This is a genomic window from Arthrobacter sp. 05L417 (assembly GCF_056397865.1).
The window spans coordinates 81,079-102,154 of the sequence record NZ_JBFTOG010000004.1 but is presented as its reverse complement, the minus strand read 5'-3'; the positions used below and the strand labels follow the sequence as shown (position 1 = coordinate 102,154).

Annotated in this window: 24 protein-coding genes, 1 tRNA gene and 1 riboswitch; of the genes, 3 read left to right on the top strand and 22 right to left on the bottom strand. The window is 64.3% G+C overall.

Translation table 11 applies throughout. The features are described from left to right. Positions 1-9: 9 nt before the first annotated feature. The 7 genes from trpA to hisI form a co-directional block, all read right to left on the bottom strand. Positions 10-840: a tryptophan synthase subunit alpha gene (trpA, locus tag AC1DJW_RS05565; protein WP_284752069.1), complete on the bottom strand. Its 831-nt coding sequence runs from the start codon at positions 838-840 to the stop codon at positions 10-12. Beyond that, a complete protein-coding gene (gene trpB / locus AC1DJW_RS05560; RefSeq protein ID WP_476900889.1) occupies positions 840-2,222 on the bottom strand; it encodes a tryptophan synthase subunit beta in 1,383 nt (460 codons plus the stop codon). Before trpB ends, trpA begins: the two co-directional genes overlap by 1 nt. A gap of 111 nt (positions 2,223-2,333) precedes the next feature. Then, the gene (trpC, locus tag AC1DJW_RS05555; RefSeq protein ID WP_269993479.1) at positions 2,334-3,152 is read right to left on the bottom strand and encodes an indole-3-glycerol phosphate synthase TrpC; all 819 of its coding nucleotides are present in this window, start codon (positions 3,150-3,152) and stop codon (positions 2,334-2,336) included. Positions 3,153-3,154: 2 nt separating this feature from the next. Next, positions 3,155-3,427: an HGxxPAAW family protein gene (locus AC1DJW_RS05550; RefSeq protein ID WP_284752067.1), complete on the bottom strand. Its 273-nt coding sequence runs from the start codon at positions 3,425-3,427 to the stop codon at positions 3,155-3,157. Positions 3,428-3,516: 89 nt separating this feature from the next. Next, positions 3,517-4,122: a Trp biosynthesis-associated membrane protein gene (locus AC1DJW_RS05545; protein WP_284752066.1), complete on the bottom strand. Its 606-nt coding sequence runs from the start codon at positions 4,120-4,122 to the stop codon at positions 3,517-3,519. Beyond that, positions 4,119-5,699 (bottom strand): anthranilate synthase component I, encoded by a 1,581-nt coding sequence (locus AC1DJW_RS05540; protein WP_476900888.1) that lies wholly within the window; start codon positions 5,697-5,699, stop codon positions 4,119-4,121. Before AC1DJW_RS05540 ends, AC1DJW_RS05545 begins: the two co-directional genes overlap by 4 nt. 57 nt (positions 5,700-5,756) lie before the next feature. Beyond that, the gene (hisI, locus tag AC1DJW_RS05535; protein WP_390282441.1) at positions 5,757-6,185 is read right to left on the bottom strand and encodes a phosphoribosyl-AMP cyclohydrolase; all 429 of its coding nucleotides are present in this window, start codon (positions 6,183-6,185) and stop codon (positions 5,757-5,759) included. Between the two features lie 89 nt (positions 6,186-6,274). Here hisI and AC1DJW_RS05530 point away from each other — a divergent pair, with 89 nt between their 5' ends. After that, entirely contained in the window at positions 6,275-6,919 is a 645-nt protein-coding gene (locus tag AC1DJW_RS05530) for a TIGR03085 family metal-binding protein (RefSeq protein ID WP_269993474.1), read from the top strand. 234 nt (positions 6,920-7,153) lie between these two features. Here AC1DJW_RS05530 and hisF read toward each other — a convergent pair whose 3' ends face one another. From hisF to AC1DJW_RS05460, 14 genes are all read right to left on the bottom strand, one after another. Beyond that, positions 7,154-7,930: an imidazole glycerol phosphate synthase subunit HisF gene (gene hisF / locus AC1DJW_RS05525; protein ID WP_390282440.1), complete on the bottom strand. Its 777-nt coding sequence runs from the start codon at positions 7,928-7,930 to the stop codon at positions 7,154-7,156. 24 nt (positions 7,931-7,954) lie between these two features. Then, positions 7,955-8,815: an ATP phosphoribosyltransferase gene (gene hisG / locus AC1DJW_RS05520; protein ID WP_284752063.1), complete on the bottom strand. Its 861-nt coding sequence runs from the start codon at positions 8,813-8,815 to the stop codon at positions 7,955-7,957. Positions 8,816-8,971: 156 nt separating this feature from the next. Further along, entirely contained in the window at positions 8,972-9,235 is a 264-nt protein-coding gene (locus AC1DJW_RS05515; protein WP_078105460.1) for a phosphoribosyl-ATP diphosphatase, read from the bottom strand. Between the two features lie 118 nt (positions 9,236-9,353). Beyond that, positions 9,354-9,839, bottom strand: coding sequence for a 6,7-dimethyl-8-ribityllumazine synthase (gene ribH, locus AC1DJW_RS05510; RefSeq protein WP_390282439.1), 486 nt, complete (start codon positions 9,837-9,839; stop codon positions 9,354-9,356). A gap of 52 nt (positions 9,840-9,891) precedes the next feature. Next, the gene (ribA, locus tag AC1DJW_RS05505; RefSeq protein ID WP_284752061.1) at positions 9,892-10,587 is read right to left on the bottom strand and encodes a GTP cyclohydrolase II; all 696 of its coding nucleotides are present in this window, start codon (positions 10,585-10,587) and stop codon (positions 9,892-9,894) included. Further along, positions 10,584-11,204 carry a 3,4-dihydroxy-2-butanone-4-phosphate synthase gene (gene ribB / locus AC1DJW_RS05500; RefSeq protein WP_390282478.1) on the bottom strand — a complete coding sequence of 207 codons (621 nt, stop codon included), beginning with the start codon at positions 11,202-11,204 and terminating at the stop codon, positions 10,584-10,586. Before ribB ends, ribA begins: the two co-directional genes overlap by 4 nt. A 71-nt stretch (positions 11,205-11,275) precedes the next feature. Next, the gene (locus tag AC1DJW_RS05495; protein WP_284752059.1) at positions 11,276-11,914 is read right to left on the bottom strand and encodes a riboflavin synthase; all 639 of its coding nucleotides are present in this window, start codon (positions 11,912-11,914) and stop codon (positions 11,276-11,278) included. After that, complete coding sequence (gene ribD, locus AC1DJW_RS05490) at positions 11,914-13,065, bottom strand: bifunctional diaminohydroxyphosphoribosylaminopyrimidine deaminase/5-amino-6-(5-phosphoribosylamino)uracil reductase RibD (RefSeq protein ID WP_476900887.1); 1,152 nt, start codon at positions 13,063-13,065, stop codon at positions 11,914-11,916. Before ribD ends, AC1DJW_RS05495 begins: the two co-directional genes overlap by 1 nt. Beyond that, the gene (gene pnuC / locus AC1DJW_RS05485; protein ID WP_476900886.1) at positions 13,062-13,760 is read right to left on the bottom strand and encodes a nicotinamide riboside transporter PnuC; all 699 of its coding nucleotides are present in this window, start codon (positions 13,758-13,760) and stop codon (positions 13,062-13,064) included. Before pnuC ends, ribD begins: the two co-directional genes overlap by 4 nt. An 84-nt stretch (positions 13,761-13,844) precedes the next feature. Beyond that, positions 13,845-13,999, bottom strand: a riboswitch (FMN riboswitch). A gap of 79 nt (positions 14,000-14,078) precedes the next feature. Further along, positions 14,079-14,741: a ribulose-phosphate 3-epimerase gene (gene rpe / locus AC1DJW_RS05480; RefSeq protein WP_284752056.1), complete on the bottom strand. Its 663-nt coding sequence runs from the start codon at positions 14,739-14,741 to the stop codon at positions 14,079-14,081. 93 nt (positions 14,742-14,834) lie between these two features. Beyond that, positions 14,835-16,385, bottom strand: a complete 1,551-nt coding sequence (locus AC1DJW_RS05475) for an RsmB/NOP family class I SAM-dependent RNA methyltransferase (RefSeq protein WP_459341044.1) — start codon at positions 16,383-16,385, stop codon at positions 14,835-14,837. After that, the gene (fmt, locus tag AC1DJW_RS05470; RefSeq protein WP_459341045.1) at positions 16,382-17,302 is read right to left on the bottom strand and encodes a methionyl-tRNA formyltransferase; all 921 of its coding nucleotides are present in this window, start codon (positions 17,300-17,302) and stop codon (positions 16,382-16,384) included. Before fmt ends, AC1DJW_RS05475 begins: the two co-directional genes overlap by 4 nt. Next, positions 17,299-17,865, bottom strand: coding sequence for a peptide deformylase (gene def / locus AC1DJW_RS05465; protein ID WP_284752053.1), 567 nt, complete (start codon positions 17,863-17,865; stop codon positions 17,299-17,301). Before def ends, fmt begins: the two co-directional genes overlap by 4 nt. 50 nt (positions 17,866-17,915) lie before the next feature. After that, positions 17,916-18,797 (bottom strand): cytochrome, encoded by an 882-nt coding sequence (locus tag AC1DJW_RS05460; protein WP_390282434.1) that lies wholly within the window; start codon positions 18,795-18,797, stop codon positions 17,916-17,918. Between the two features lie 381 nt (positions 18,798-19,178). Here AC1DJW_RS05460 and AC1DJW_RS05455 point away from each other — a divergent pair, with 381 nt between their 5' ends. Together AC1DJW_RS05455 and AC1DJW_RS05450 are read left to right on the top strand one after the other, a co-directional pair. Then, positions 19,179-19,538 carry a DUF2283 domain-containing protein gene (locus tag AC1DJW_RS05455; protein ID WP_459341046.1) on the top strand — a complete coding sequence of 120 codons (360 nt, stop codon included), beginning with the start codon at positions 19,179-19,181 and terminating at the stop codon, positions 19,536-19,538. 359 nt (positions 19,539-19,897) lie between these two features. After that, entirely contained in the window at positions 19,898-20,671 is a 774-nt protein-coding gene (locus tag AC1DJW_RS05450; RefSeq protein WP_350225130.1) for a GGDEF domain-containing protein, read from the top strand. Positions 20,672-20,747: 76 nt separating this feature from the next. On the opposite strand, the gene AC1DJW_RS05445 is transcribed toward AC1DJW_RS05450, so the two are convergent. Further along, a tRNA-Val gene (locus AC1DJW_RS05445) sits at positions 20,748-20,822 on the bottom strand. Positions 20,823-21,076: the final 254 nt, after the last annotated feature.

Genomic DNA, 21,076 nt, shown 5'->3' with positions numbered 1-21,076 from the left:
TTTCCTTTTCTAGGCCTGCGCTGTGTTGTGGGCTTGCGCTGTGTCCCGGCCGAGGCCGGCACTGAGGTTCTTGGTGAGTTGCGCGACGGCGTCAACGCCGCCGTCGCGGATGGCCGCAACTAAGGCGGTACCGACGATCACGCCGTCGGCGTATGCCGCAATCTCGCGGACATGGTCCGCGGTGGAGACGCCGAGCCCGACGCACACCCGCTCGGCGCCAGCCGCATGGGTGTCTGCCACAACTTTTTCCGCGGCGCTGCTGACGGACTGGCGGGCTCCCGTGACGCCCATGATGGATACAGCGTAGACGAAGCCGCGGCTCGCCTCCACGGTCATGGCCAAACGTTCCGGCGTAGACGAGGGCGCCACGAGGAACACCCGGTCTAGTCCGTATTTGTCGGATGCGGCAAACCATTCGGCTGCCTCGTCCGGAATGAGGTCCGGCGTGATGAGTCCGGCTCCTCCGGCCTCGGCCAGCCTGCGTGAGAACTCGTCGACGCCCATGCGCATGACGGGGTTCCAGTAGGTCATGACCAGCACGGCGGCGTCGGTGGCTGCAGTGATGCCCGCTACGACGTCGAAGACGCTGGCGACGCGGAACCCGTTGGCGATTGCCTCTGTGGTTGCAGCCTGGATGACAGCGCCGTCCATGACGGGGTCCGAATACGGGATGCCGATTTCAATGAGGTCCGCACCGTTGCGGGCCATGGCAATGCCGGCGTCGATGCTTGACTGAACGTCCGGGTAGCCTGCTGGCAGGTAGCCGATCAACGCAGCCCGGCCTTGCGCCTTCGCCCGGTCGATCGCTGCTGCGGACTTACTGCTCATCTGTTCAGTCATCAGTTCTGGTCCTCGCTTGCTTCTTCAGTGCTGATCTCAAGGTTGCTGCGTTCGGACGGTCCCTTGGGCTTGCGCGTGGAGAGGGTGGTGCCCTTGACGTTGCCGTTTTCATCCAGCATGTCGAACCATGCCGCGGCCGTTTCCACGTCCTTGTCGCCGCGCCCGGAAAGGTTCACGATGATGATCGTGTCGGCCGGGTTTTCCTTGCCTTCAGTGAGCTGTTTGCCCACCTTGATGGCACCGGCGAGGGCGTGCGAGGACTCGATGGCGGGGATGATGCCTTCGGTCCGGCAGAGCAGGCGGAACGCGTCCATGGCCTCGGTGTCCGTGATGGGCTCGTATGTGACGCGGCCGATGTCCGCGAGGTAGGAGTGCTCCGGACCGACGCTCGGGTAATCCAGGCCTGCGGAAATCGAGTGGGACTCGATGGTCTGGCCGTCTTCGTCTTGCATGAGGTATGACCGTGCACCGTGCAGCACGCCGGGACGTCCGAGGGTGATCGCGGCCGCATGGCGTCCGGTTTCGACGCCGTCGCCGCCGGCTTCAAAGCCGTAGATCTTCACGGAGGGGTCATCCAGGAAGCTGTGGAAGATGCCGATGGCATTGGAACCGCCGCCGATGCAGGCACAGACGGCGTCCGGAAGTTTGCCGGTCTGCTCCAGGATCTGGGCGCGGGCTTCCTCCCCGATGACCTCGTGGAAGAAACGCACCATCGCCGGGAACGGGTGCGCCCCTGCCGCGGTGCCCAGCAGGTAGTGGGTGTTGTCCACATTGGAAACCCAGTCGCGGAGGGCGTCGTTGATGGCGTCCTTGAGCGTCTGTGATCCGTTGGTCACGGGAACCACGGTGGCGCCCAGGAGTTGCATGCGGGCCACGTTGAGTGCTTGGCGGCGGCAATCCTCTGCGCCCATGTAGACAACGCATTCAAGGCCGAGCAAGGCTGCAGCGGTGGCGCTGGCAACTCCGTGCTGGCCGGCGCCGGTCTCGGCGATGACACGGGTCTTGCCCATGCGCTTCGCGAGCAAAGCCTGGCCGAGGACGTTGTTGATCTTATGGGATCCGGTGTGGTTCAGGTCTTCGCGCTTGAGGAAGATGCGCGCCCCGCCGGCGTGCTGGGAGAAACGCTTGGCTTCTGTGAGCAGCGACGGACGGCCCGAGTAGTTCTTGTTGAGGTCCTTCAACTGGGCAAGGAACTCAGGATCGGCTTTGGCCTTCTCGAACGTGTCCTCGACTTCGTCCAGGGCGGCAATGAGGGACTCGGGCATCCAGCGTCCGCCGTATGAGCCGAAGTACGGCCCCGGGGCGTTGCGGAGCGAAGCTCCGCCCTGTAGGAATGCGCCGGCCACATTCTCTTCCGAGTTGGCTGTTGATGCGTCCACCATCAGTCTCACCGTCCTGTTCAGTTGGTAGTTGGGTTTTCCAGGAGCCACAGGACAGCAAGCAGCCGCGTTGTCTGCTGCTGTCCCGGTCCACGCCGTGGATTCAGGCCTGTCTCAGGTCCTGACGGCGATGGCGGCAGCTCCGGCCGCCTTGAATTCACTGATCCGCTCACGCGGGGTGGAGTCGCTCACAAGGGCTTCGCCCACAAGGATTGCGTGGGCACCGTTCCCGGCATAATGCGCGACGTCGTCGGCGTTCCGCACGCCGGACTCGGCCACCACAACCGCCCCCGCCGGAATGCTTCCGGCGAGCGAGGCGAACAAGGAGCGGTCGACGTCGAGCGTCTTGAGGTTGCGGACGTTCACTCCGATGATCCGTGCCTGGGCTGCGGCCGCACGCTCGATTTCCTCGGGAGTGTGGGTTTCCACCAGGACGTTCATGCCGAGCTCGTGGCTCAACGCGCTGAATTCCCGCAGCTGTGCATCGGAAAGCGCCGCGACGATCAGCAGGATCAGGTCCGCGCCATGGGCACGGGCTTCCCAGATCTGGTACTCGTCAACCGTGAAGTCCTTGCGCAGCAACGGAATGTCGACGGCGGCACGCACCGCGTCGAGGTCCGCCAGGGACCCGTTGAAGCGCCGCTGTTCGGTGAGGACGCTGATCACGGAGGCGCCGCCGTCGGCGTACTGCACCGCAAGTGCCGCAGGGTCGACGATGCTCGCGAGATCGCCTTTGGAGGGGCTGCGGCGCTTGATTTCCGCGATGACCTTCAGTTCGTCGCGGCTGGCCGACGGACCGCCCAAGGCGGCCCACGCGTCCAGCGCTGGCGCTGTGGCCGCAGCGCGCTCTTTCAGCTCGTCAAGGCCAACAAGGCGGCGCCGAGCCTCCATGTCCTCCCTGACGCCGACGATGATGTCATCAAGAACGGTCACAGTCAGTGGCCGGCGTTCTTCAGCTTGCTGCCGTCGACGCCGTAGCCCGCCTTGCGCATGGCCCAGCCGGCAATCAGGCCGGCGAACATGACGACGATGCCGGCGATGAAAATGGGGGTGCTGGCGATAACAAAGGCGATGGAGGACACCAAGGCCCCTACCAGCATGACAATCACGCAGGTCCACGCGGCCGGGCTGTTGCCGTGGCCGATGGCGTCGCTGTGGCTCGCAGCGGTCACAGGGGCCTTGCTCGCGGACACTGTGGTTTTGCTCATGTGAAAATCTCCTCAGGATGAATACTGCTTACATTCTGCCATTTATTGACCGCACCCGGGACATCGTCCGACGTCCGGACAGTCGGGTCCTACGTGGGGTCTTCTCCGCGCGAGAGGCTGTCCCAGCTATCGATCTCATCGACGGGACCGGACCCCGCGAGGGCCGCCCGGCTGGCGACGTCGTACTTGGTGCGCGCCTTCCAGTGCCGGCCCGCGAGCGGCAGCAGGGCACCGCACAAAGCCAGCAAGCCTGCAGCCACGACGGCGAGTACCGGAAACACGGTGGACGACGCAGCTGCCTGACCACCCGAAATGCCGGTGGTCGCCGCAATGGTTCCTTGCGCCGCACCGAGGGGGTCCGCCAGGACCGTCACCGCGGCAATGATGATGCCTGCCGAGGCAAGCACGATGATCGTTGCGATGATCCAGCGCGAAACCTTGCCCGCAATGGATGATGCCAGTCCCCCGGCAAGGGCGACGAGCGCGAGTGCGGTCACCGCCGTTGCCGCCTTGCTCCCTTGAACGTGGAGATCGGCATTCGCCGCGGCAGCGGGATCGAGCCGGACGTTGATCCAGGTCTGTGTCGTGGTCCCGAAAACGGCGAGGGCAAAAATTGCCATGGCTAGCACAACGTTGCCCTTCCGTGCCCACACGGGAGGCTTTCTGGTGGCCGTCTGGGGGTGGGCAGCGCTCACGGGGTGGGGGTCCCGTCGTCGACCGTCTCCGCGGAAACCGCGTCCGGGGAAATGTTGTGAAGCGATCCTGCGGTGTGCACGGCACGCAAGGGGGCGGCCGCCTTGTTGACAGTCTCGAGCGCTTCGGAAGGTTTATGGGAATCGGCCACGATGCCGCCGCCGGCCTGGACGTAGGCCCGGCCCTCACGCAACAGTGCCGAACGGATGGCGATCGCCATGTCCATATCTCCTGCGAAGTCCAGGTAACCCACCACACCGCCGTAGATGCCACGCCGGTGCGGCTCGAGTTCGTCCAGGAGGCGCAGCGCGCGCGGCTTGGGGGCACCGGACAGCGTGCCTGCAGGGAAGGTCGCCTTGAGCACGTCGTATGCCTTCGCCCCGGGCGCCAACTCTCCAACCACTGTGGACACGAGGTGCATGATGTGGCTGAAGCGTTCCACCTCCATGAACTGCGTGACGTCCACGGTTCCTGCCACGCAGACCTTGGAGAGGTCGTTGCGGGACAAATCCACGAGCATGAGGTGCTCGGCGCGTTCCTTCTGGTCCGCGAGCAACTCGGTGGCCAGCGCCTTGTCGGCTTCAACGGTCTTGCCGCGCGGCCGCGATCCGGCAATCGGGTGGGTGATGACCTCATTGCCCGTGACCGTCACGAGGGCCTCGGGAGAGGAACCGACAATCGTGTATTCGCGGCCGTCGGGGTCTTCGAGGCTGAAGAGGTACATGTACGGGCTCGGGTTCGTGTTGCGCAGCACGCGGTAGACATCCAGCGGGTCCGCCGCACACTCCATTTCGAAGCGCCGCGAAATGACCACCTGGAAGACCTCGCCGTCGACGATCGCTTCCTTGCCGCGATCGATCGCGTCTAGGTACTCCTGCTCGTTCCAGCGCTCCTGGACACTGGACGCGAAGTCGAGTGCTTCAGACTGCAACACCGATACGGGCTGCTTCACGGGCGTGCTGATCTGATCCAGCAGTCGCTTCACCCGGGCGACGGCGTCGTGCCAGGCTTCGTCGACGCGTTCGGAACTGTTGTCGAAATTGATGGCGTTGGCAATCAATAGGACGGTGCCGTCCATGTTGTCGTGGACAGCCATGTCCGTCACGAGGTTCAGGGCGAGTTCCGGCAGGTGGAGATCATCCTCCGGGGGGCTGGTCAGCTTCTCCCAGTGCCGGACGGTTTCCCATCCGAGGAAGCCTACAAGGCCGGAGGTGAAGGGAGGAAGGTCCGGGAAGCGGTCGGTTTGCAGGGCCGCAATGGTGTCGCGGAGGGCGTCGACGGGGCTGCCGTCTACCGGCACGCCAACGGGAGGCTCGCCGATCCAATGGGCCTGGCCGTCCTTGCTGGTCAGGGTGGCACGCGAACGGGAGCCAATGAAGGAATAGCGTGACCATGCTCCGCCGACGGCTGCCGATTCCAGGAGGAAGGTGCCGGGCTGGCCTTGGGCCAGCTTGCGGTAGAGCCCGATGGGAGTTTCGGCGTCGGCCAGTACCCTGAGCCGCACCGGGATGACCCGGCTGTGTGCGGCGAGTTCGCGGAACTCCTCCAGGCCCGGGCTGATGATTCCAAGGTCCTGCATGGTTTGTGTTCTCCGCCTCTTCTTGTGTGCTTGCCTCAGTGGATGGGGTGGGGTGGGCTAGTCCCGCGCGCCTGTCACGGCGGCGAGGCTCCGGTCATCGAAGCATGTGCGTGTACCGGTGTGGCAGGCGGCGCCTACTTGGTCGACGCGGACCAGGAGGGTATCGCCGTCGCAGTCCAGGGCGACCGATTTCACGAATTGGACGTGCCCGGAAGTGTCTCCCTTGCGCCAGTATTCCTGGCGGGAGCGGGAGAAGAACGTCACGCGTCCGGTGGTCAGGGTGCGGTGCAACGCCTCGTCGTCCATCCAGCCGAGCATCAGTACTTCGTCGGTGTCGAATTGCTGGATGATCGCTGCCACCAGGCCGGCGGAATCGCGCTTCAGCGCGGCGGCCAACTCGTGCGGGAGCGGACTTGCGGGCACGACGGCGGCTTCCGCGGCGAAAGCGGCAGCGGGCGTGGCTGGGGGTGTTGACTGCTCAGACATCAGATCAAGTCTAGTGCCTCGCGTGGAGCCGAAATTCAGCGGCGGTTCCACTGCGCAACAGAGCGCGTCTCGTGCTAGTTTCACAAGTGATGCATTTCGTCGATCCCTCCCGCGAAGTACTGGCCGAAACACTCCTGGCGGCCGGACCTGACTCCCCCACGCTCTGCGAAGGGTGGCTGACTAGGGACCTCGCGGCGCACTTGTACTTGCGGGAGCGCAAAGCGGCTGTTGGTATCGGCTTGCTCGTCAAGAGCCTCGCCCGGGCCTCGGACAAAGCCACGGCCAAACTGGCCTCCAAGCTCAAGACCACGGAAGATTACGCCGAGCTGGTGAATACCTTCCGTTCAGGGCCGCCCGCCTTGTCTCCCCTGAAGATCAAGGCCCTCGACGAGTCCTCCAACCTCATTGAATATTTCGTGCACACGGAAGACATCCGCCGGGCGGGAGACCGCTGGGCTCCACGAGCCCTGGACGAGGAATACTCGGACGCCTTGTGGGATGAATTGATCAAGCGCGCTGCCATTCTCTACCGCGGCGTGGATCTCGGGATCGTGTTGGTGCGCCCCACCGGACCCCGCCATGTTGCCAAGCGCGCTCCCGTATCCGTCGCCATTGTGGGTGAGCCCGGTGAACTCCTGATGCACGCCCACGGCCGCACGCATCACGCGCTGGTCACCTTCGAAGGCCAGCCGGACGCCGTCGCGCTTCTCCAGTCAGCCGAAGTCGGCCTCTAAGCTTCCCCCGCGTCAACCCCAACGCCTCCCGTTAACCCAACTAGTCCCCACCGCCGCCCTCGCCTCGCAAGTCCCCACCGGCTCCCAGCCTTCGCAAGCTCAGGCCGGGGCCCTCGCCGGTGTGGCCCCTCGGCCAGGGAACCCTGGCGGTGTGGGCCCACGCAGTTGTTGTCGTTATGAAGGCTCAAAACGACAACAACTGCAAGTTAGTTGGGTCGGACGGGGTTGGGCCCGTTAGCGGACCAGGAAGCCTGCTTCACGGATCGCTGTTTTGACCCGGGCGATCATGTCGTCCGGGCCGAAGTGGAACACCGAAGCTGCCAACACTGCGTCGGCACCTGCCTCCACTGCTGGCGGGAAATGCGCCGGTTTTCCAGCGCCGCCGGAAGCGATGATCGGGATGTGGACGGCCGCGCGGACCAGGCGGATGAGTTCGAGGTCGAAGCCGTCCTTGGTGCCGTCGGCGTCAATGGAGTTCAGGAGGATCTCCCCCACACCGCGGTCCGCGGCTTCCTTGGCCCAGGCAATGGCGTCGATGCCGGTGCCCTGGCGTCCACCGTGGGTGGTCACCTCGAAGCCGGAAGCCGTGGGCTCCGAGCCGGGCCTGGTCCGCCGCGCGTCGACCGACAGGACCAGCACCTGAGATCCGAAGTGCCGGGTGATCTCGTCGATGACGTCCGGGCGCGCGACGGCGGCCGTGTTGATGGAGGCCTTGTCCGCGCCGAAACGCAGGAGCTTGTCCACTTCGGCCACGCCGCGGACGCCACCGCCGACGGTCAACGGGATGAAGACTTCCTCGGCGGTGCGGCGAACGACGTCGAACGTGGTTTCCCGGTTGCCGGAGGACGCCGTGACGTCGAGGAACGTGAGTTCGTCCGCCCCGGCGTTGTCGTAGCGATGAGCCAGCTCGACGGGGTCTCCGGCGTCGCGAAGACCCTCGAAGTTGATGCCCTTCACCACACGGCCGGCGTCGACATCTAGGCAAGGGATGACCCGTACTGCTACAGCCATAGCTACTCCTGGAATTGTCTCGTGTCAGATGCGGCAGGCGTGGATGCTGCTGACCAGGATGGCGCGGGCGCCGAGGTCGTACAGCTCGTCCATGATCCGGTTGGTTTCCTTTTTCGGAACCATGGAGCGGACGGCAACCCAGTCCGAGTCTCGCAGCGGCGACACCGTGGGCGATTCGAGGCCCGGGGTGAGGGTGGCGGCTTCTTCCACGAGGTCCTTGCGGATGTCGTAGTCCATGAGGACGTACTGACGGGCCACGAGCACGCCCTGCAGGCGGCGGATGAGGACCTCGATCTCCTTCGCGGTGCCGTTTGCGGCACCACCCTCGCCGGTGCGGCGGATCAGGACGGCTTCGGACTTGAGGATGGGCTCGCCGAATATCTCCATTCCGGCAGCTTTGAGCGTGTTGCCGGTCTCGACGACGTCGGCGATCGCGTCGGCGACGCCGAGACGCACGGAAGACTCAACGGCGCCGTCGAGACGGACCACCTTGGCTTTGACGCCGCGCTCGGCGAGGTAATCGCGCAGGAGGCCGTCGTAGCTCGTGGCGAGGCGCTTGCCTTCAAGCTGCTCGACGCCGGAGAAGTCGCCGACGGGGCCGGCGAAACGGAAGGTGGACGCGGCGAAGCCGAGGGGAAGCAGCTCTTCCGCTTCGACCTGCGCATCCAGCAGGAGGTCGCGGCCGGTGATGCCGACGTCGAGCGTTCCCTGACCGACATACACGGCGATGTCGCGGGGGCGGAGGAAGAAGAACTCAATGTCGTTGTCGGGATCGACCATGACCAGTTCGCGGGTATCGCGGCGCTGGCGGTATCCCGCCTCGGACAACATCGCGGAGGCGGCTTCGGACAAAGATCCCTTGTTGGGGACGGCTACTCGCAGCATTTGGGACTTTCTTGGGGTGGAAGGTAATTGTTTCAGGCATTGTGCTCACGGCGCTGTTCCCAGAGGCGACTTTTCTCGGAGGGAACGTGCAGTGAGCGCGGGGGCCACGCTGGGGCAGCGCCAAGACCTCTTCAGGTCCGGGCGCAGCGGACGTGGCTAGAGATGCTTGTAAACGTCTTCCAGGCCCAGACCCTTGGCGAGCATCAGGACCTGCAGGTGGTAGAGCAACTGGGAGATTTCCTCTGCCGCGGCTTCATCGGATTCATACTCTGCAGCCATCCAGACTTCGGCGGCTTCCTCCACGACTTTCTTGCCGATGCCGTGGATTCCGGAGTCCAATTCGGCGACGGTGCGGGAGCCTGCCGGACGGGTCGCTGCCTTTTCGCTCAGTTCTGCGAACAGCGTCTCGAAATTCTTCACGCCCTACAGCCTACTTGCTCAGGGCCGGTGACCGCCTGTCGGGTCATTGCATGACGGAAGGGATGTGAGCGAACGCACAAAGTGCGCGGGCCCGCCCACATCCCTTTTCGTCGATTTGCTAGGTGTACTGCTTGAGAGTCAGTGCCGTGGCGAGCGCGGCGGTCACGGCTTCGTGGCCTTTGTCCTCGGAAGAGCCTTCCAGTCCGGCGCGGTCCAGGCCCTGCTGCTCGGTGTCGCACGTGAGCACGCCGAAGCCCACCGGCACGCCTGTGCGGACGCTGACTTCAGTGAGTCCCGACGTCGCCGCCTGGCACACGTACTCAAAGTGCGGCGTGCCTCCGCGGATGACGACGCCGAGGGCGACGACGGCGTCGAAATGGGGCGCGAGCCTGGCCGCCGCGACGGGAAGCTCAAAGGATCCCGGGACGCGCAGCACGGTGGGCTCGGCGATTCCGGCTTCCTTTGCGGCACGGAGCGCTCCGTCGAGGAGCCCATCCATGATCTGGGTGTGCCAGCTGGCAGCCACGATGGCGAGTTTCAGCTGGTGGGTTTCCTCCGTGTTGAGGGTGGTGAGGTCGATGGTGGGGGCGCCGTGTCCGCTCATGGGTGTGTGGTAATCCGTTCTTGTTGGTGCAGTTCAGTCGACATGGTGCAGTTCAGTCTTGTTCGAGGTCGAAAGTGCCGGCATGGGTACCGGCAGGTTCGGTGTCACCGAGGGTCAGCCGGTGGTCCATGCGGTCCTTCTTGGTCTGAAGGTACCGAAGGTTTTCTTCACGGGACGGAACCTCGGTGGGCACCATCTCGACAACCTTCACGCCAGCCGCGGCGAGCCGGTTCTGCTTGTCCGGGTTGTTGCTCAGGAGGCGGATTTCGTGAAGGCCCATTTCGGCAAGGATCTGGGCAGCCGCCTTGTAGCAGCGGGCATCCACCGGCAGCCCGAGTTGCTCGTTGGCCTCGACCGTGTCGAATCCGGCCTCTTGCAGTGCGTAGGCCTTGATCTTGTTTGCCAGGCCGATGCCGCGGCCTTCCTGTCCGCGCAGGTAGAGCAGGGTACCGCCCTCTTCACGGATCAGCTCAAGGGCGTAGGCCAGCTGTTCGCCGCAATCGCAGCGGTACGAACCGAAAACGTCCCCCGTGAGGCACTCCGAGTGCAGGCGCACCAGCGGGGCCTTGCCTGCGAGCGGCGCCTTGGGCGAACTCACCGCCAGGTGCTCCGCGCCGGTCGCAAGGTCGGTCCACGCCTGTGCCACGAACTCACCGAAGGCGGTGGGTAGCTGGACAATCGGGCCGCCGCTCACGGGATGCACTGCGCGCGCGGCCGTGCCGCCGTCGTGCGTTGTCGCTGTGGTCATCGCTGCTCCTCGTTTCCTGCCGGAATTGCAACCTGGTGCCCAGCCTCCGACGCTGCAACATAAGCCACGAGATCCTCGATCGAAATCAGAGGACATCCATGCTCGGCAGCGAACTCCCGGAGGCTGTCCAGGCGCATCATTTCACCATCGTCATGTACCAACTCGGCGATCACGCCCACCGGGGCGAGCCCCGCAAGCCGGCAGAGATCAACTGCCGCTTCCGTGTGTCCCGGACGTTCACGCACTCCCCCCTTAACGGCCCGGAGCGGAAAAATATGCCCGGGCCGGGTGATCGAGGACGGCGTGCTGCTCGAATCAGCCAGAATCCGGGCCGTCAGGGCCCTGTCCGTGGCGGAAATACCGGTGCTTACGCCCAACGCGGCATCACAGGACACCGTGTAGGCAGTGCCTTTGGCATCTTCATTGACCAGGACCATGGGCGGGAGCGCCAGGGCATCGGCCCGCGACCCTTCGAGGGGAACGCAAATGACGCCCGAGCTGTAGCGGATGGTCCAGCCCATGAGGGCAGGCGTCGCGTGTTCGGCGGCGAAGATGATGTCGCCTTCGTTTTCGCGGTCTTCATTGTCTACAACAATCACGGGACGGCCGGCTGCCATGGCCTGCACAGCGTTCTCAACGGGGTCCAGCCCCTGGCGTACCACCGTGGTACTGCCGTTATGTGCGGCGCTCACTGGGCAGCCCCGCCGGAAGTCGCTGGAGCGCGGAAGGACAACAGTCGCTCGGTATATTTCGCGAGAACATCCACCTCAAGGTTGACACGCCCGCCCGTGGCCTTGGCGCCGAGCCCGGTTTCGTCCAGCGTGGTGGGAATGAGCCCCACTTCAAACCAGGGGTTCTCTTCTTCGGCCGGGCTGACGGCGGTGACGGTGAGTGAAACGCCGTCGACGGCGATCGAGCCCTTTTCGGCGATGTACCGTGCCAGCGGGGCCGGCACGCCGAAGCGGAGGCGGTCCCAGTTGCCCAGCGACTCGCGCTCCAGAAGCTGCCCGACGCCGTCGACGTGGCCCTGCACGACGTGGCCGTCCAAGCGGCCGCCCGCCTGGACGCAACGCTCGAGGTTCACGGTGTCACCCGCGCTCAGTTCGCCGATGGTGGTCCGGACGAGGGTTTCGCCCATGACGTCAACGCTGAATTCCCGGCCGTCGATGTCCGTTGCGGTGAGGCACACGCCGTTGACGGCGATGGAGCCCCCCAAGCCAAGCCCCTCAGTGGTGCTGGGGGCCATGAGGCGCAGCGTGGCGCTGGCCTCGCCGTCGTGCTCGACGGACAGGACCGTGCCTTGTTCGGCAACGATTCCGGTAAACATCAGTGTCCTCCTGTGGTGGTATCCGAGGCGTCCTTGCCCGGAAATGGTTCATGGTGTTCGGTGTGTGACTTTGTCCAAGCCGGTTTGTTTCCGTCCGATGGTCCGGACCTCAAATGCAGGCGGAGGTCGCGGCCCAGTGCATGGACTGCACCGCCGCCGGCGTCGTCCCAGTTCCAGTGCTGGGCCTCGGCGAGCGTGGAGATGCCAAGATCCGTCAGGGCAGGTGTACCGGCACCCAACAGGGTGGGCGCAAGATAGACGATCAATTCATCCACAAGACCCGCGGCAAGGAAGGCGCTCAGGATGCGGGAGCCGCCTTCCACCATGACGTGCCGGACGCCTTCGGCGAACAACAAATCCAAAGCCTCGGAAGGCTCGCGGGTTGGCAGGTGGATGAACTTGCCGTCAGTCCCCCGCACCGCCGCATCCGCTGGGACCTCCCGCAGCCCCATGACGGCCCGGAGTGGCTGGCTTTGCGATTCATCGCCGTTCTCTTCCCGCGCCGTCAGCCGCGGGTTGTCCACCAGGACGGTTTCGGTACCCACCAGAATGGCGTCTATCAAGCGGCGCAGTCCGTGGTTGTCGGCCAGCGATTCCGGACTGGAGATCCATTGGCTGGTCCCGTCGGTCGCCGCGATCCTGCTGTCCAGGGTCTGGGCAATATGAAGCGTGACGAACGGGCGCCTCGCCTCCACGGCATTGAACCACTCGCGGTTCAGCTTCAAGGCCTCGGCGGCGGCCAGCCCGGACCGCACGTCCACACCGGCAGCACGGAGTGTGCCGGCACCTCCCGCGGCCGGATCGTGGGGATCATCGACGGCATAAACCACGCGGGATATGCCAGCGTCGATGATCGCCTTGGTGCACGGTCCCGTGCGCCCTATGTGGTTGCAAGGCTCCAGGGTCACCACCATGGTTGTCCCTGCGAGGTCCAAGCCCTTTGCCTTCGCCTTCGCGATCGCATCCGCCTCTGCGTGTGGCGTGCCGGCGCCGCGGTGGTAGCCGGTGATGAGCTGCTCTCCGTTAGGCCCGAGCACAACCGCTCCCACCAAGGGATTGGCGCCACGGTGTCCCCGGAGGGCCACGTGCAGGGCAGTCTCCATGGCCGCCGACTCAGCGTCCGAGAAATCCGGGTTAATGGCGTCGCTCATGAGAGGGCTCCTGCAGGTTCCGGCTCGGCAGTTGGCCTGAGCGGCCGGCTTTCACGTCGGTCTGCGCGCCACCAGACGAAGAATCCGGCGAGCGTGAAGAATCCGTAAAAGAGGTACATGAAGGCGCTGGCAAAGTAGCCTGCGCTGAAAAGCAGCGGGACTCCCACGATGTCGACGGCAACCCAGATCAACCAGAATTCTGTCCAGCCGCGTGCCATCCCATACGTCGCCAGGAGTGAGCCCATGAAGGTCCATGCGTCTGCCCACACGGGCGGGTAGGAACCCATGGAATCGAAGACGGGAGTCAGCGCGGCGGTTCCCGCAATCATGGCGGCCACCATTCCGATCCGTACTTTGGGGCTTGCCCAGCCGGGCACAATGGCGCGGCCGTGGGTGCCGGTTTGTAGGCCTTGGCGCCAGCGGTACCAGCCGTAGACGGCGACGCTGATGAACATGATCTGGCGTCCGGCCTGGCCCCAGAGGGTTGCAGGCGAGGCGGCACCGAAGACGTTGCCAAGGAAGACCGTCAACAGGAGCAGGTTGCCTGCGATCCCGATGGGCCATGCCCAGACTTTGCGGCGCATGCCGCCCAGGGCGCTGGCGAGCCCGAAAATATTGCCTAGCACTTCGCGAAGAACAAGCACAGATCCACCTACGGGAATCTGTGCTTCGAAGAGCCATCGCAGAAAGTCCATGTCGTTCCTTCCCTCGAATGCCGCGATGGCTCCGGGGGTGTACGACAGCGCGATGCCGGGCGCACGGAGCGCCCAAGCATGACTGTACGTGCTTCTCCCATCCAGACTTTAACTGTCGGTACTGGAATTCCACCAGTTCAACCGTCCGCCGTCGTGATTCCGGTGAAGGAAACGCGATGGCTCGCGGGTCGCGGACTATAACCGCCGGTTCGGAATTACACCGACCCCGGAGCACGTATGTGTGTTGCTATTCTGACACAACTGGGGCAATGGCCGATGTATTCCCGGAGCAATATGTAGGCAATTGCGTCATTCTTGTCACATTGCCGCGAGGCCGGCAGCGCGCAGCCGCTCAATAGCGGCAGCAGGGTCCTCATGGCCGTAAACGGCGGAGCCGGCAACGAACACATTTGCGCCGGCTTCGGCTGCCCGGACAATGGTCTCCTCCGTCACGCCGCCGTCAACCTGGATTGCGACGCCGATACCGGATCCGTCGATCGCGGCACGCGCCCGACGGATCTTGGGCAGCGTGACGTCCAGGAAGGATTGCCCGCCGAAGCCCGGTTCCACGGTCATGATGAGGAGCATGTCCAGCTCGCTGAGCATGTCCAGGTATGGTTCCACCGGCGTGGCCGGACGAAGGGCCATCCCTGCCTTCGAACCGCGGGCCCGGAGCTCACGGGCGAGCTTGATGGGAGCCATCGCCGCTTCGGCATGGAAGGTCACGGAAGCCACACCGGCGTCGGCGTAGGCCGGCGCCCAGCGGTCGGCGTCGGCGATCATCAGGTGGGCGTCGAGCGGGACCGGGCTCACAGCCTGGATCCGCTCCACGACCGGCAGCCCGAGCGTCAGGTTCGGGACAAAATGATTGTCCATGACATCGACGTGGACGGCATCGGCGTTGCTGATTCTCTTCAGCTCGGCTTCCAGGTTCACGAAGTCCGCGGACAGGATGCTCGGGTTGATACAGCACTCAGTCAAGGCAGTTCCCTCAGTGTTGGTGGCGGTCTAGTGGTTTTGGCAACTCTCCAGCTTAGGCACGCGGGACTTTCAGCCGGGGAAAGGCGCCGAAGGTTACGGCTTCTTCCGGATGAGCGCCAGGAACATCGCATCGGTTTGATGCACGTGCGGCCACAATTGGGCGGTCAACTCGTGGCCGGCGCCCAGGTTGCCGTTCAGGCTGATTGCGTCCAAGGCCGCGCCGGCGTCGATCTGCTCCAGGTCGTCCCGCTTGCGCAGCACATCGCTGACGACGGCGGTGGTTTCGGCCGGGTGCGGGGAGCACGTCACGTAGGCCACTACTCCCCCCGGCTTGACGGCGTCGATGGCCGAGTTGAGCAATTCCCGCTGCAACGGACCGAGGTCGGCAAGGTCCTTGGGGGTCCGGCGCCAGCGTGATTCGGGGCGGCGGCGCAGCGCGCCAAGGCCGCTGCAGGGAACGTCGACCAGCACGCGGTCGAAAGTTTCCGGTTGTTCCTTGCCGACGTCGCGACCGTCGCCTACCCGCACGCTCCAGGCGTCCGCCGGAACCGCGGTGAGTGCTTGGCTGACCAGCTTTGCCCGGTGTTCCGCGGGTTCATTGGCCAGGAGGGTCGCGCCTTCCTGATGGGCGAGGGCGGCCAGCAGCGCGGCCTTGCCACCGGGTCCGGCGCACAGGTCCAGCCACTTCTCGCCGTCCTTGGCCGCTTGTCCGAGGTCCACACCGGCGACGGCGCGGGCTACCAACTGGGATCCGACGTCCTGGACGCGCGTGGTGCCTTCGCGGATGGAGGACATACGCCCGAGGTCCCCACCGCTGGAGAGCGCCGAGTCGATGACGAGTTCACCGGGAGTGGCCCCGTTCTCAAGGGCCTCATCGAGATTGCCGATGCCGGGCAGCGCAACCAGGTTCACCACGGGGGCCGCGTTGTCGGCTTCGAGAAGTTCGTTGATTTCGCTCGCGGGACGTCCATGCATGACGAGCGACTGGCGCAGTGCCCGGACAATCCATTCCGGGTGCGCATGGCGTACGGAGGCGATCCTGGTTTCGTCGGTCTCGTTTTCCAGCAGGTGGTCGAGCCACTCCGGGAGGGTCCTGGCGGTGACTTTCCGGAGCACGGCGTTGATGAGCGACGACGGGCCGGCTCCGATGACCGCGCGTGCCAGCCCGACAGTCTGGTCGAGTGCGGCGTGGGCAGGAACGCGCATGGCGAGCAATTGGTGGGCACCAAGGCGCAACGCATCAAGGACTGCCGGATCGAGTTGGGCGAGCGGCCGGTCGACACACTTGGCGAGGACGGCGTCGTACATCCCTTGGCCGCGCAGTGCCCCGTAGCTCAGCTCGGTGGCGAATCCGGCGTCGCGCTTGTCGAGGTGGTGGTGGCGGATCCGTGAGGGCAGCACGAGGTTTGCATACGCGTCTTCCGAAGCGACCGCGCGCAAGACTTCGAACGCCACCAATCGTGCCGGATCCGCGCGCCGCGTCCGCTGGGACGGTGCGTTGGCGGAGAAACCGCGTTGCGGGCCCCTGTTGCGTTCGCGGCCTTGGGCGTTGCGGTTGCTTTCGCCGCGGGGACCGCGGTTGCCGTGGCCCCCGCCGTCCCTGTTCCCACCGCTATTGGGGCCGCGTCGGCCGGACTCATTCATTCGAATTCCACGCTTTCTGGTGTTGCCAAACCACGGGCCCAATCGGCCGACGGCATCATCTTTTTGCCCGCAGGCTGGATCCGCCCGAGCTGGACTGCATGGGATCCGGTTCCGACCAGGACGTTCTTGCCGTCAACCCGGACCTGGCCGGGTGCAAGGTCCCGGATGTCCGGGCGCAATCCGACGGGTTCGAGCTTGACGCGCTGCCCGTCGAGCATGGTCCACGCTCCCGGTTCGGGCGTGACGCCTCGGGACCTGCGGTTGATGGCGAGGGCCGGTTGCGTCCAGTCGAGCCGGCCGTCATCGAGGGTCAGTTTGGGCGCTAGCGAAACATCTCCTTGCTGGGGCATGGGGGCCGCGTTGCCGGACTCGACGGCGGATAGTGTCTGGCTGAGCAGGACCGCGCCGCTGCGCGAGAGCCGCTCCAGCAAGTCGCCCGCGGTATCTTCAGGGCGCACGGTTTCCGTCAACGTCCCGAAGACCGGTCCGGTGTCGAGTCCTTCTTCCAGGAGGAAGGTAGCGGCTCCGGTGATGTCGTCACCGGCGATGACTGAACGCTGGACCGGCGCGGCGCCGCGCCAGGCCGGAAGGAGGGAGAAATGGAGGTTGATCCAGCCATGGCGCGGCACTCCGAGCGCCGACTTGGGGACAAGGCCCCCATAGGCGACGATCGCGGCGACGTCCGGCTCATACGAAGCGATCCGCTCGGTGGTCCCGGCATCCACCTTGGAGGCGTGGATGATGTCGATGCCAAGTTCAGCCGCACGTGCCGCGACGGGCGACGGTGTCAGGATCCGTTTGCGGCCGGTCGGGGCGTCCGGCCTGGTCAGCACGGCCACGATCTCGAATCCCGCCCCGACCAGGGCGTCAAGGGAAGGGACGGCGACAGCCGGGGTGCCGGCGAAAAGCACCCTCATTCGGCGGCCCCGAAGCTGCCGAAGCTCGAGCCCACGGTGTTGGCCCTCTTGGCGGTGGTCCGTTCAGTCACGGAGTGGTAGTTCGCCGCGCGGATGGCCCGGAGGGCGGTTTTGCGGTCCTCACCCTCCAGCCGGTCGGTGAAAAGGATCCCGTCCAGGTGGTCGGTCTCGTGCTGGAAGCAGCGGGCGAGCATGCCTTCCGCCTCAACGGACACCGGGTTGCCGTTCATGTCCACGCCGGTGGCGCGGGTGGTCCGGCGGCGGCGAACCGGGAACGCGAGGCCGGGAATGGAGAGGCAGCCTTCTACTTCGTCAGGCTGGAAGTCATCGCTGTTTTCCAGTACGGGGTTGATGATGTGGCCTTCCACGCCGCCGATCCGATAAGTGAAGACCCGCTGGCTGACGCCGATCTGCGGAGCGGCGAGCCCTGCACCGTCCACGTCTTCCATGGTCTCGGTCATATCCGACACGAGTTTGGCGAGCTCAGGCCCGAATTCCGTGACTGGATCAGCAACCGTGCGGAGCACGGGGTCGCCGATGATACGGATACTCAAAATGGCCATGTGCTGTCTTTCCTCACGATCGGCGAAGCTTCGGTCCCCGCAAAAGGGGCCTAGGCCAGTTTAGTTGAGCCTGCGGGCGCCGCGGCGGCAGGGTACGACGGCGGAGCTACAGGGAGCAGCGCCGTCCCGGCTGCGGCCACGTCGGCAGACATTTCCCACACCCGCTTCAAGGCGCAGAACTTCCACCAATGGTGCTTGAGGACGTCCGGGTTGGCCCGCTGGGGACGCACTTCCGTCTCGCCGATAGCCACCGCAAGCAGTACCGGGTTTTCACCGTATTTCCAGGGCTCCCACTCCCCTGCCACAGGATCCACGAGGCTTTCCTCAGCCTTCATGCCCGCAACCAGCTGCATCACCACCTTGTCGTCGAGGGGTTTCACTGTTCCGTCGCGAGTGGTGCCTTTGGTCTTGTAGTCGATCAGGCAGATCCTGCCGTTGATTTTGGCGACGAGGTCGAGGGTTCCGGCGTAGCCAACGCTTGCGTTCCACACTGTGATCTCAGGCGCAATGGGCTCCACCCGATACAACTCCCACCATTCGTCGAAGCGGGCCGCGAAGGCTTCCTCGCCGTTCGAAGCGAGCTCGTCGCGCGTTTCCTTCACGCGGTGGGCGCGTCCGAGGGCGCGGAGAGCCACTTGCTCGCAGTAGTTATGCACGCGGTCGCCACGGCGTGCAGCGTCGTCCCGGTACACCTCCGCAGCCTTGGCTGCCTTGTTGACGGCCTGCCTCATCTTGGCAGGACTGGACAGATGTTGTGGTAGCTCGGGGTCCTTCGCCAAGCTGCTGGCACCCATGTAGCCGAACCAGCCGTCCAGGGAGTGGGCCTGCTGGCCGATCACCGTGGTGATGGAAGGGACCGAGAAGGTCTCGGACGTGGACCGGGCATACATCCGGCCGTATTCGGTGGCATGGGCAAGCAGTGGATCTGTCATAGGAAAACTCTTTCACACACCGCTGACAAGAAGATGCGGAGCCTTAGTGGCTGCGGACGGAAGAACGCTCCGTCGATCGGTGAGTCCCTCCCCCGTACCTGACCACCAACGGTCATGACCGCCGCCGGCGGATCGCTACCACTCATTTCTTTCAGAGCAGAGCACTCATTTTCGCCGTTACCCGGCAATCAACCTCAAAATGCTGAAAGCATCTCCGAAAGCTGTAGCTCACGCCAATGAACCGGATCCAAAACGGTGTGAGAACCGCAGGCAACCGCGGCACCGCTGTCTTCACACAGGGAACGGGCGCAAACGGAATTCGGGTGATCGTAGACGACCGGACAGGAAACATCATCACGGTGACCAAGGGGTGATCTGAATATGCGAATTTCTTACGACCGTGAAGCACGGGCCGGCTATGTTTCATTGCTCGGAGCGATCGAAGATGGTTCATCAGTACGCCAGCTTGGCCCCATTGACCTTCCGGGCGGGGACGGCCAGATTGTGGTTGATTTGGACAGAGACGGACACATCCTTGGTTTCGAAATCCTCAATGCCGATCTCGCCCTGAGCCCAGAAGAATCGCCAAAGCAACAAATCCGCTTTGATCAAATACAAAAGCAATCGCCGCTCCGCCCCGCAACCAGGGCCTTCATGCATGGCGTACCGGATTCTTTCGCTCCCGATGCCATAATTGGTCACGTCCTCGGCTACGGGAGCGAATCTTGGTCCTCGATATAACAACACTGCGAGTCGCCCTTGGCGTGGTCGCTCTCACCCTGCTCCTCTTGTTCTATGCATCGTTCAGGCGCACACGGTCGTCCTACAACGGGTGGTGGTGCATCGCCCTCTTGTTTTTCCTTGCTGGAAACCTGGCCTTCCTTCTCAACGGGACGCCACACCAAGTCTGGGCAAATCCCTCGGGGAACGTCCTCTTGGTGGCTGGAGCGCTGAGTGTGTGGACCGGCGCCCGGTCTTTGAGGATGTTGCCGCCGCCAAAATGGCAGTTTGCTACGGCCTGTGGAATCACGGCCCTCGCGTCCGTATTGGAGAGCCCCGGTCACAACACCTGGTCCGGGGGCTTGGTATATCTGGGATTCATGACGTTGGGCATCGCGTTGGCGTCGCGCGATCTGTGGCTGCTGGATTCCAGCTACTCCCATGTGCACAAGTCGATGGCGTTGGCCGCGGGATTCCTTGCCGCGTACTATTTCTGCCGCCTGGCCGTGTACCTTGTCGAAGGTCCAACCGGGCCGACCTTCCGCATGTATTTTGGCCCGTCGATTGCCAGCCTGGTCACGCTGATACTTCTGGTTGCCGTGTCTTTCAGCATGACCGCCCTGAGCAACGACCAACTGATCAACCGGCTCAGTGAACGCGCTGCCCGTGACAACCTGACCGGGCTTCTCAATCGCGGAACTTTCATGGACCTGGCAACGAAGGAACTCGAGCGCCTGCGCACCACGAACTCCGTCGCTTCCTTGATCCTGGCCGACTTGGACCACTTCAAAGCGATCAATGACGAGTACGGTCATGCCGCCGGGGACGCCGCGCTACAGGCGTTCGCGGTTGCGTGCACCGAGTCTGTACGATCCACGGACCTGGTGGGAAGGTATGGGGGCGAAGAGTTCATCTTGCTCTTGCCGGGAGCCAGTCAGGAGCGGGCTGAAATCATCGCGGCTGATATCAATCGCTCTTTGGCGACAGCCAAAAACGTCGACGACATCCACATTCCAACGGTGAGTTACGGGGTCACCGCAACTGAGTTCGACGCCGTCGACCTCACCGCGATGATTGCGGCCGCCGATGCTGCCCTCTACGAAGCCAAGTCGCTCGGAAGGAACCGGGTGGTAAGGGCTTCGCCCCATGCATGATTGGGCGAAGAACCCACGAGCAACGACAAGAGGTCCTGTGCGAAACATGAACTATGTTTCGCACAGGACCTCTTCTTGGTGGGCGATACTGGGTTCGAACCAGTGACCTCTTCGGTGTGAACGAAGCGCGCTACCACTGCGCCAATCGCCCGTGCACAAGAAGACTAACCGACCCCGGCCGGAATTCAAAAATCGGGAAAACGTCAGGAGAAGTCCCCCTGCGACTCACCGATCGCCGGGTCGCATTCGACGTCGGGACTCAGGCCCGTCACGGCCCAACGGATCAGGCAACAACCAGGAAAATGCCCACGAATCACATCGGTGTAACTCACGAAAACCGCGCCAATTCAAGGAACTAGCGGCTATTGCCTACAACTCGGACAGATCGATTTGGAGTTTCCCGGA

Coding starts and splice junctions, on each gene's coding strand:
- trpA (WP_284752069.1), bottom strand. CDS start 840: ATGACTGAACAGATGAGCAGTAAGTCCGCAGCAGCGATCGACCGGGCG.
- trpB (WP_476900889.1), bottom strand. CDS start 2,222: ATGGTGGACGCATCAACAGCCAACTCGGAAGAGAATGTGGCCGGCGCA.
- AC1DJW_RS05550 (WP_284752067.1), bottom strand. CDS start 3,427: ATGAGCAAAACCACAGTGTCCGCGAGCAAGGCCCCTGTGACCGCTGCG.
- AC1DJW_RS05540 (WP_476900888.1), bottom strand. CDS start 5,699: ATGCAGGACCTTGGAATCATCAGCCCGGGCCTGGAGGAGTTCCGCGAA.
- hisI (WP_390282441.1), bottom strand. CDS start 6,185: ATGTCTGAGCAGTCAACACCCCCAGCCACGCCCGCTGCCGCTTTCGCC.
- AC1DJW_RS05530 (WP_269993474.1), top strand. CDS start 6,275: ATGCATTTCGTCGATCCCTCCCGCGAAGTACTGGCCGAAACACTCCTG.
- hisF (WP_390282440.1), bottom strand. CDS start 7,930: ATGGCTGTAGCAGTACGGGTCATCCCTTGCCTAGATGTCGACGCCGGC.
- hisG (WP_284752063.1), bottom strand. CDS start 8,815: ATGCTGCGAGTAGCCGTCCCCAACAAGGGATCTTTGTCCGAAGCCGCC.
- ribH (WP_390282439.1), bottom strand. CDS start 9,839: ATGAGCGGACACGGCGCCCCCACCATCGACCTCACCACCCTCAACACG.
- ribA (WP_284752061.1), bottom strand. CDS start 10,587: ATGACCACAGCGACAACGCACGACGGCGGCACGGCCGCGCGCGCAGTG.
- ribB (WP_390282478.1), bottom strand. CDS start 11,204: ATGGCAGCCGGCCGTCCCGTGATTGTTGTAGACAATGAAGACCGCGAA.
- AC1DJW_RS05495 (WP_284752059.1), bottom strand. CDS start 11,914: ATGTTTACCGGAATCGTTGCCGAACAAGGCACGGTCCTGTCCGTCGAG.
- ribD (WP_476900887.1), bottom strand. CDS start 13,065: ATGAGCGACGCCATTAACCCGGATTTCTCGGACGCTGAGTCGGCGGCC.
- pnuC (WP_476900886.1), bottom strand. CDS start 13,760: ATGGACTTTCTGCGATGGCTCTTCGAAGCACAGATTCCCGTAGGTGGA.
- AC1DJW_RS05475 (WP_459341044.1), bottom strand. CDS start 16,385: ATGAATGAGTCCGGCCGACGCGGCCCCAATAGCGGTGGGAACAGGGAC.
- fmt (WP_459341045.1), bottom strand. CDS start 17,302: ATGAGGGTGCTTTTCGCCGGCACCCCGGCTGTCGCCGTCCCTTCCCTT.
- def (WP_284752053.1), bottom strand. CDS start 17,865: ATGGCCATTTTGAGTATCCGTATCATCGGCGACCCCGTGCTCCGCACG.
- AC1DJW_RS05460 (WP_390282434.1), bottom strand. CDS start 18,797: ATGACAGATCCACTGCTTGCCCATGCCACCGAATACGGCCGGATGTAT.
- AC1DJW_RS05455 (WP_459341046.1), top strand. CDS start 19,179: ATGCGAATTTCTTACGACCGTGAAGCACGGGCCGGCTATGTTTCATTG.
- AC1DJW_RS05450 (WP_350225130.1), top strand. CDS start 19,898: ATGACGTTGGGCATCGCGTTGGCGTCGCGCGATCTGTGGCTGCTGGAT.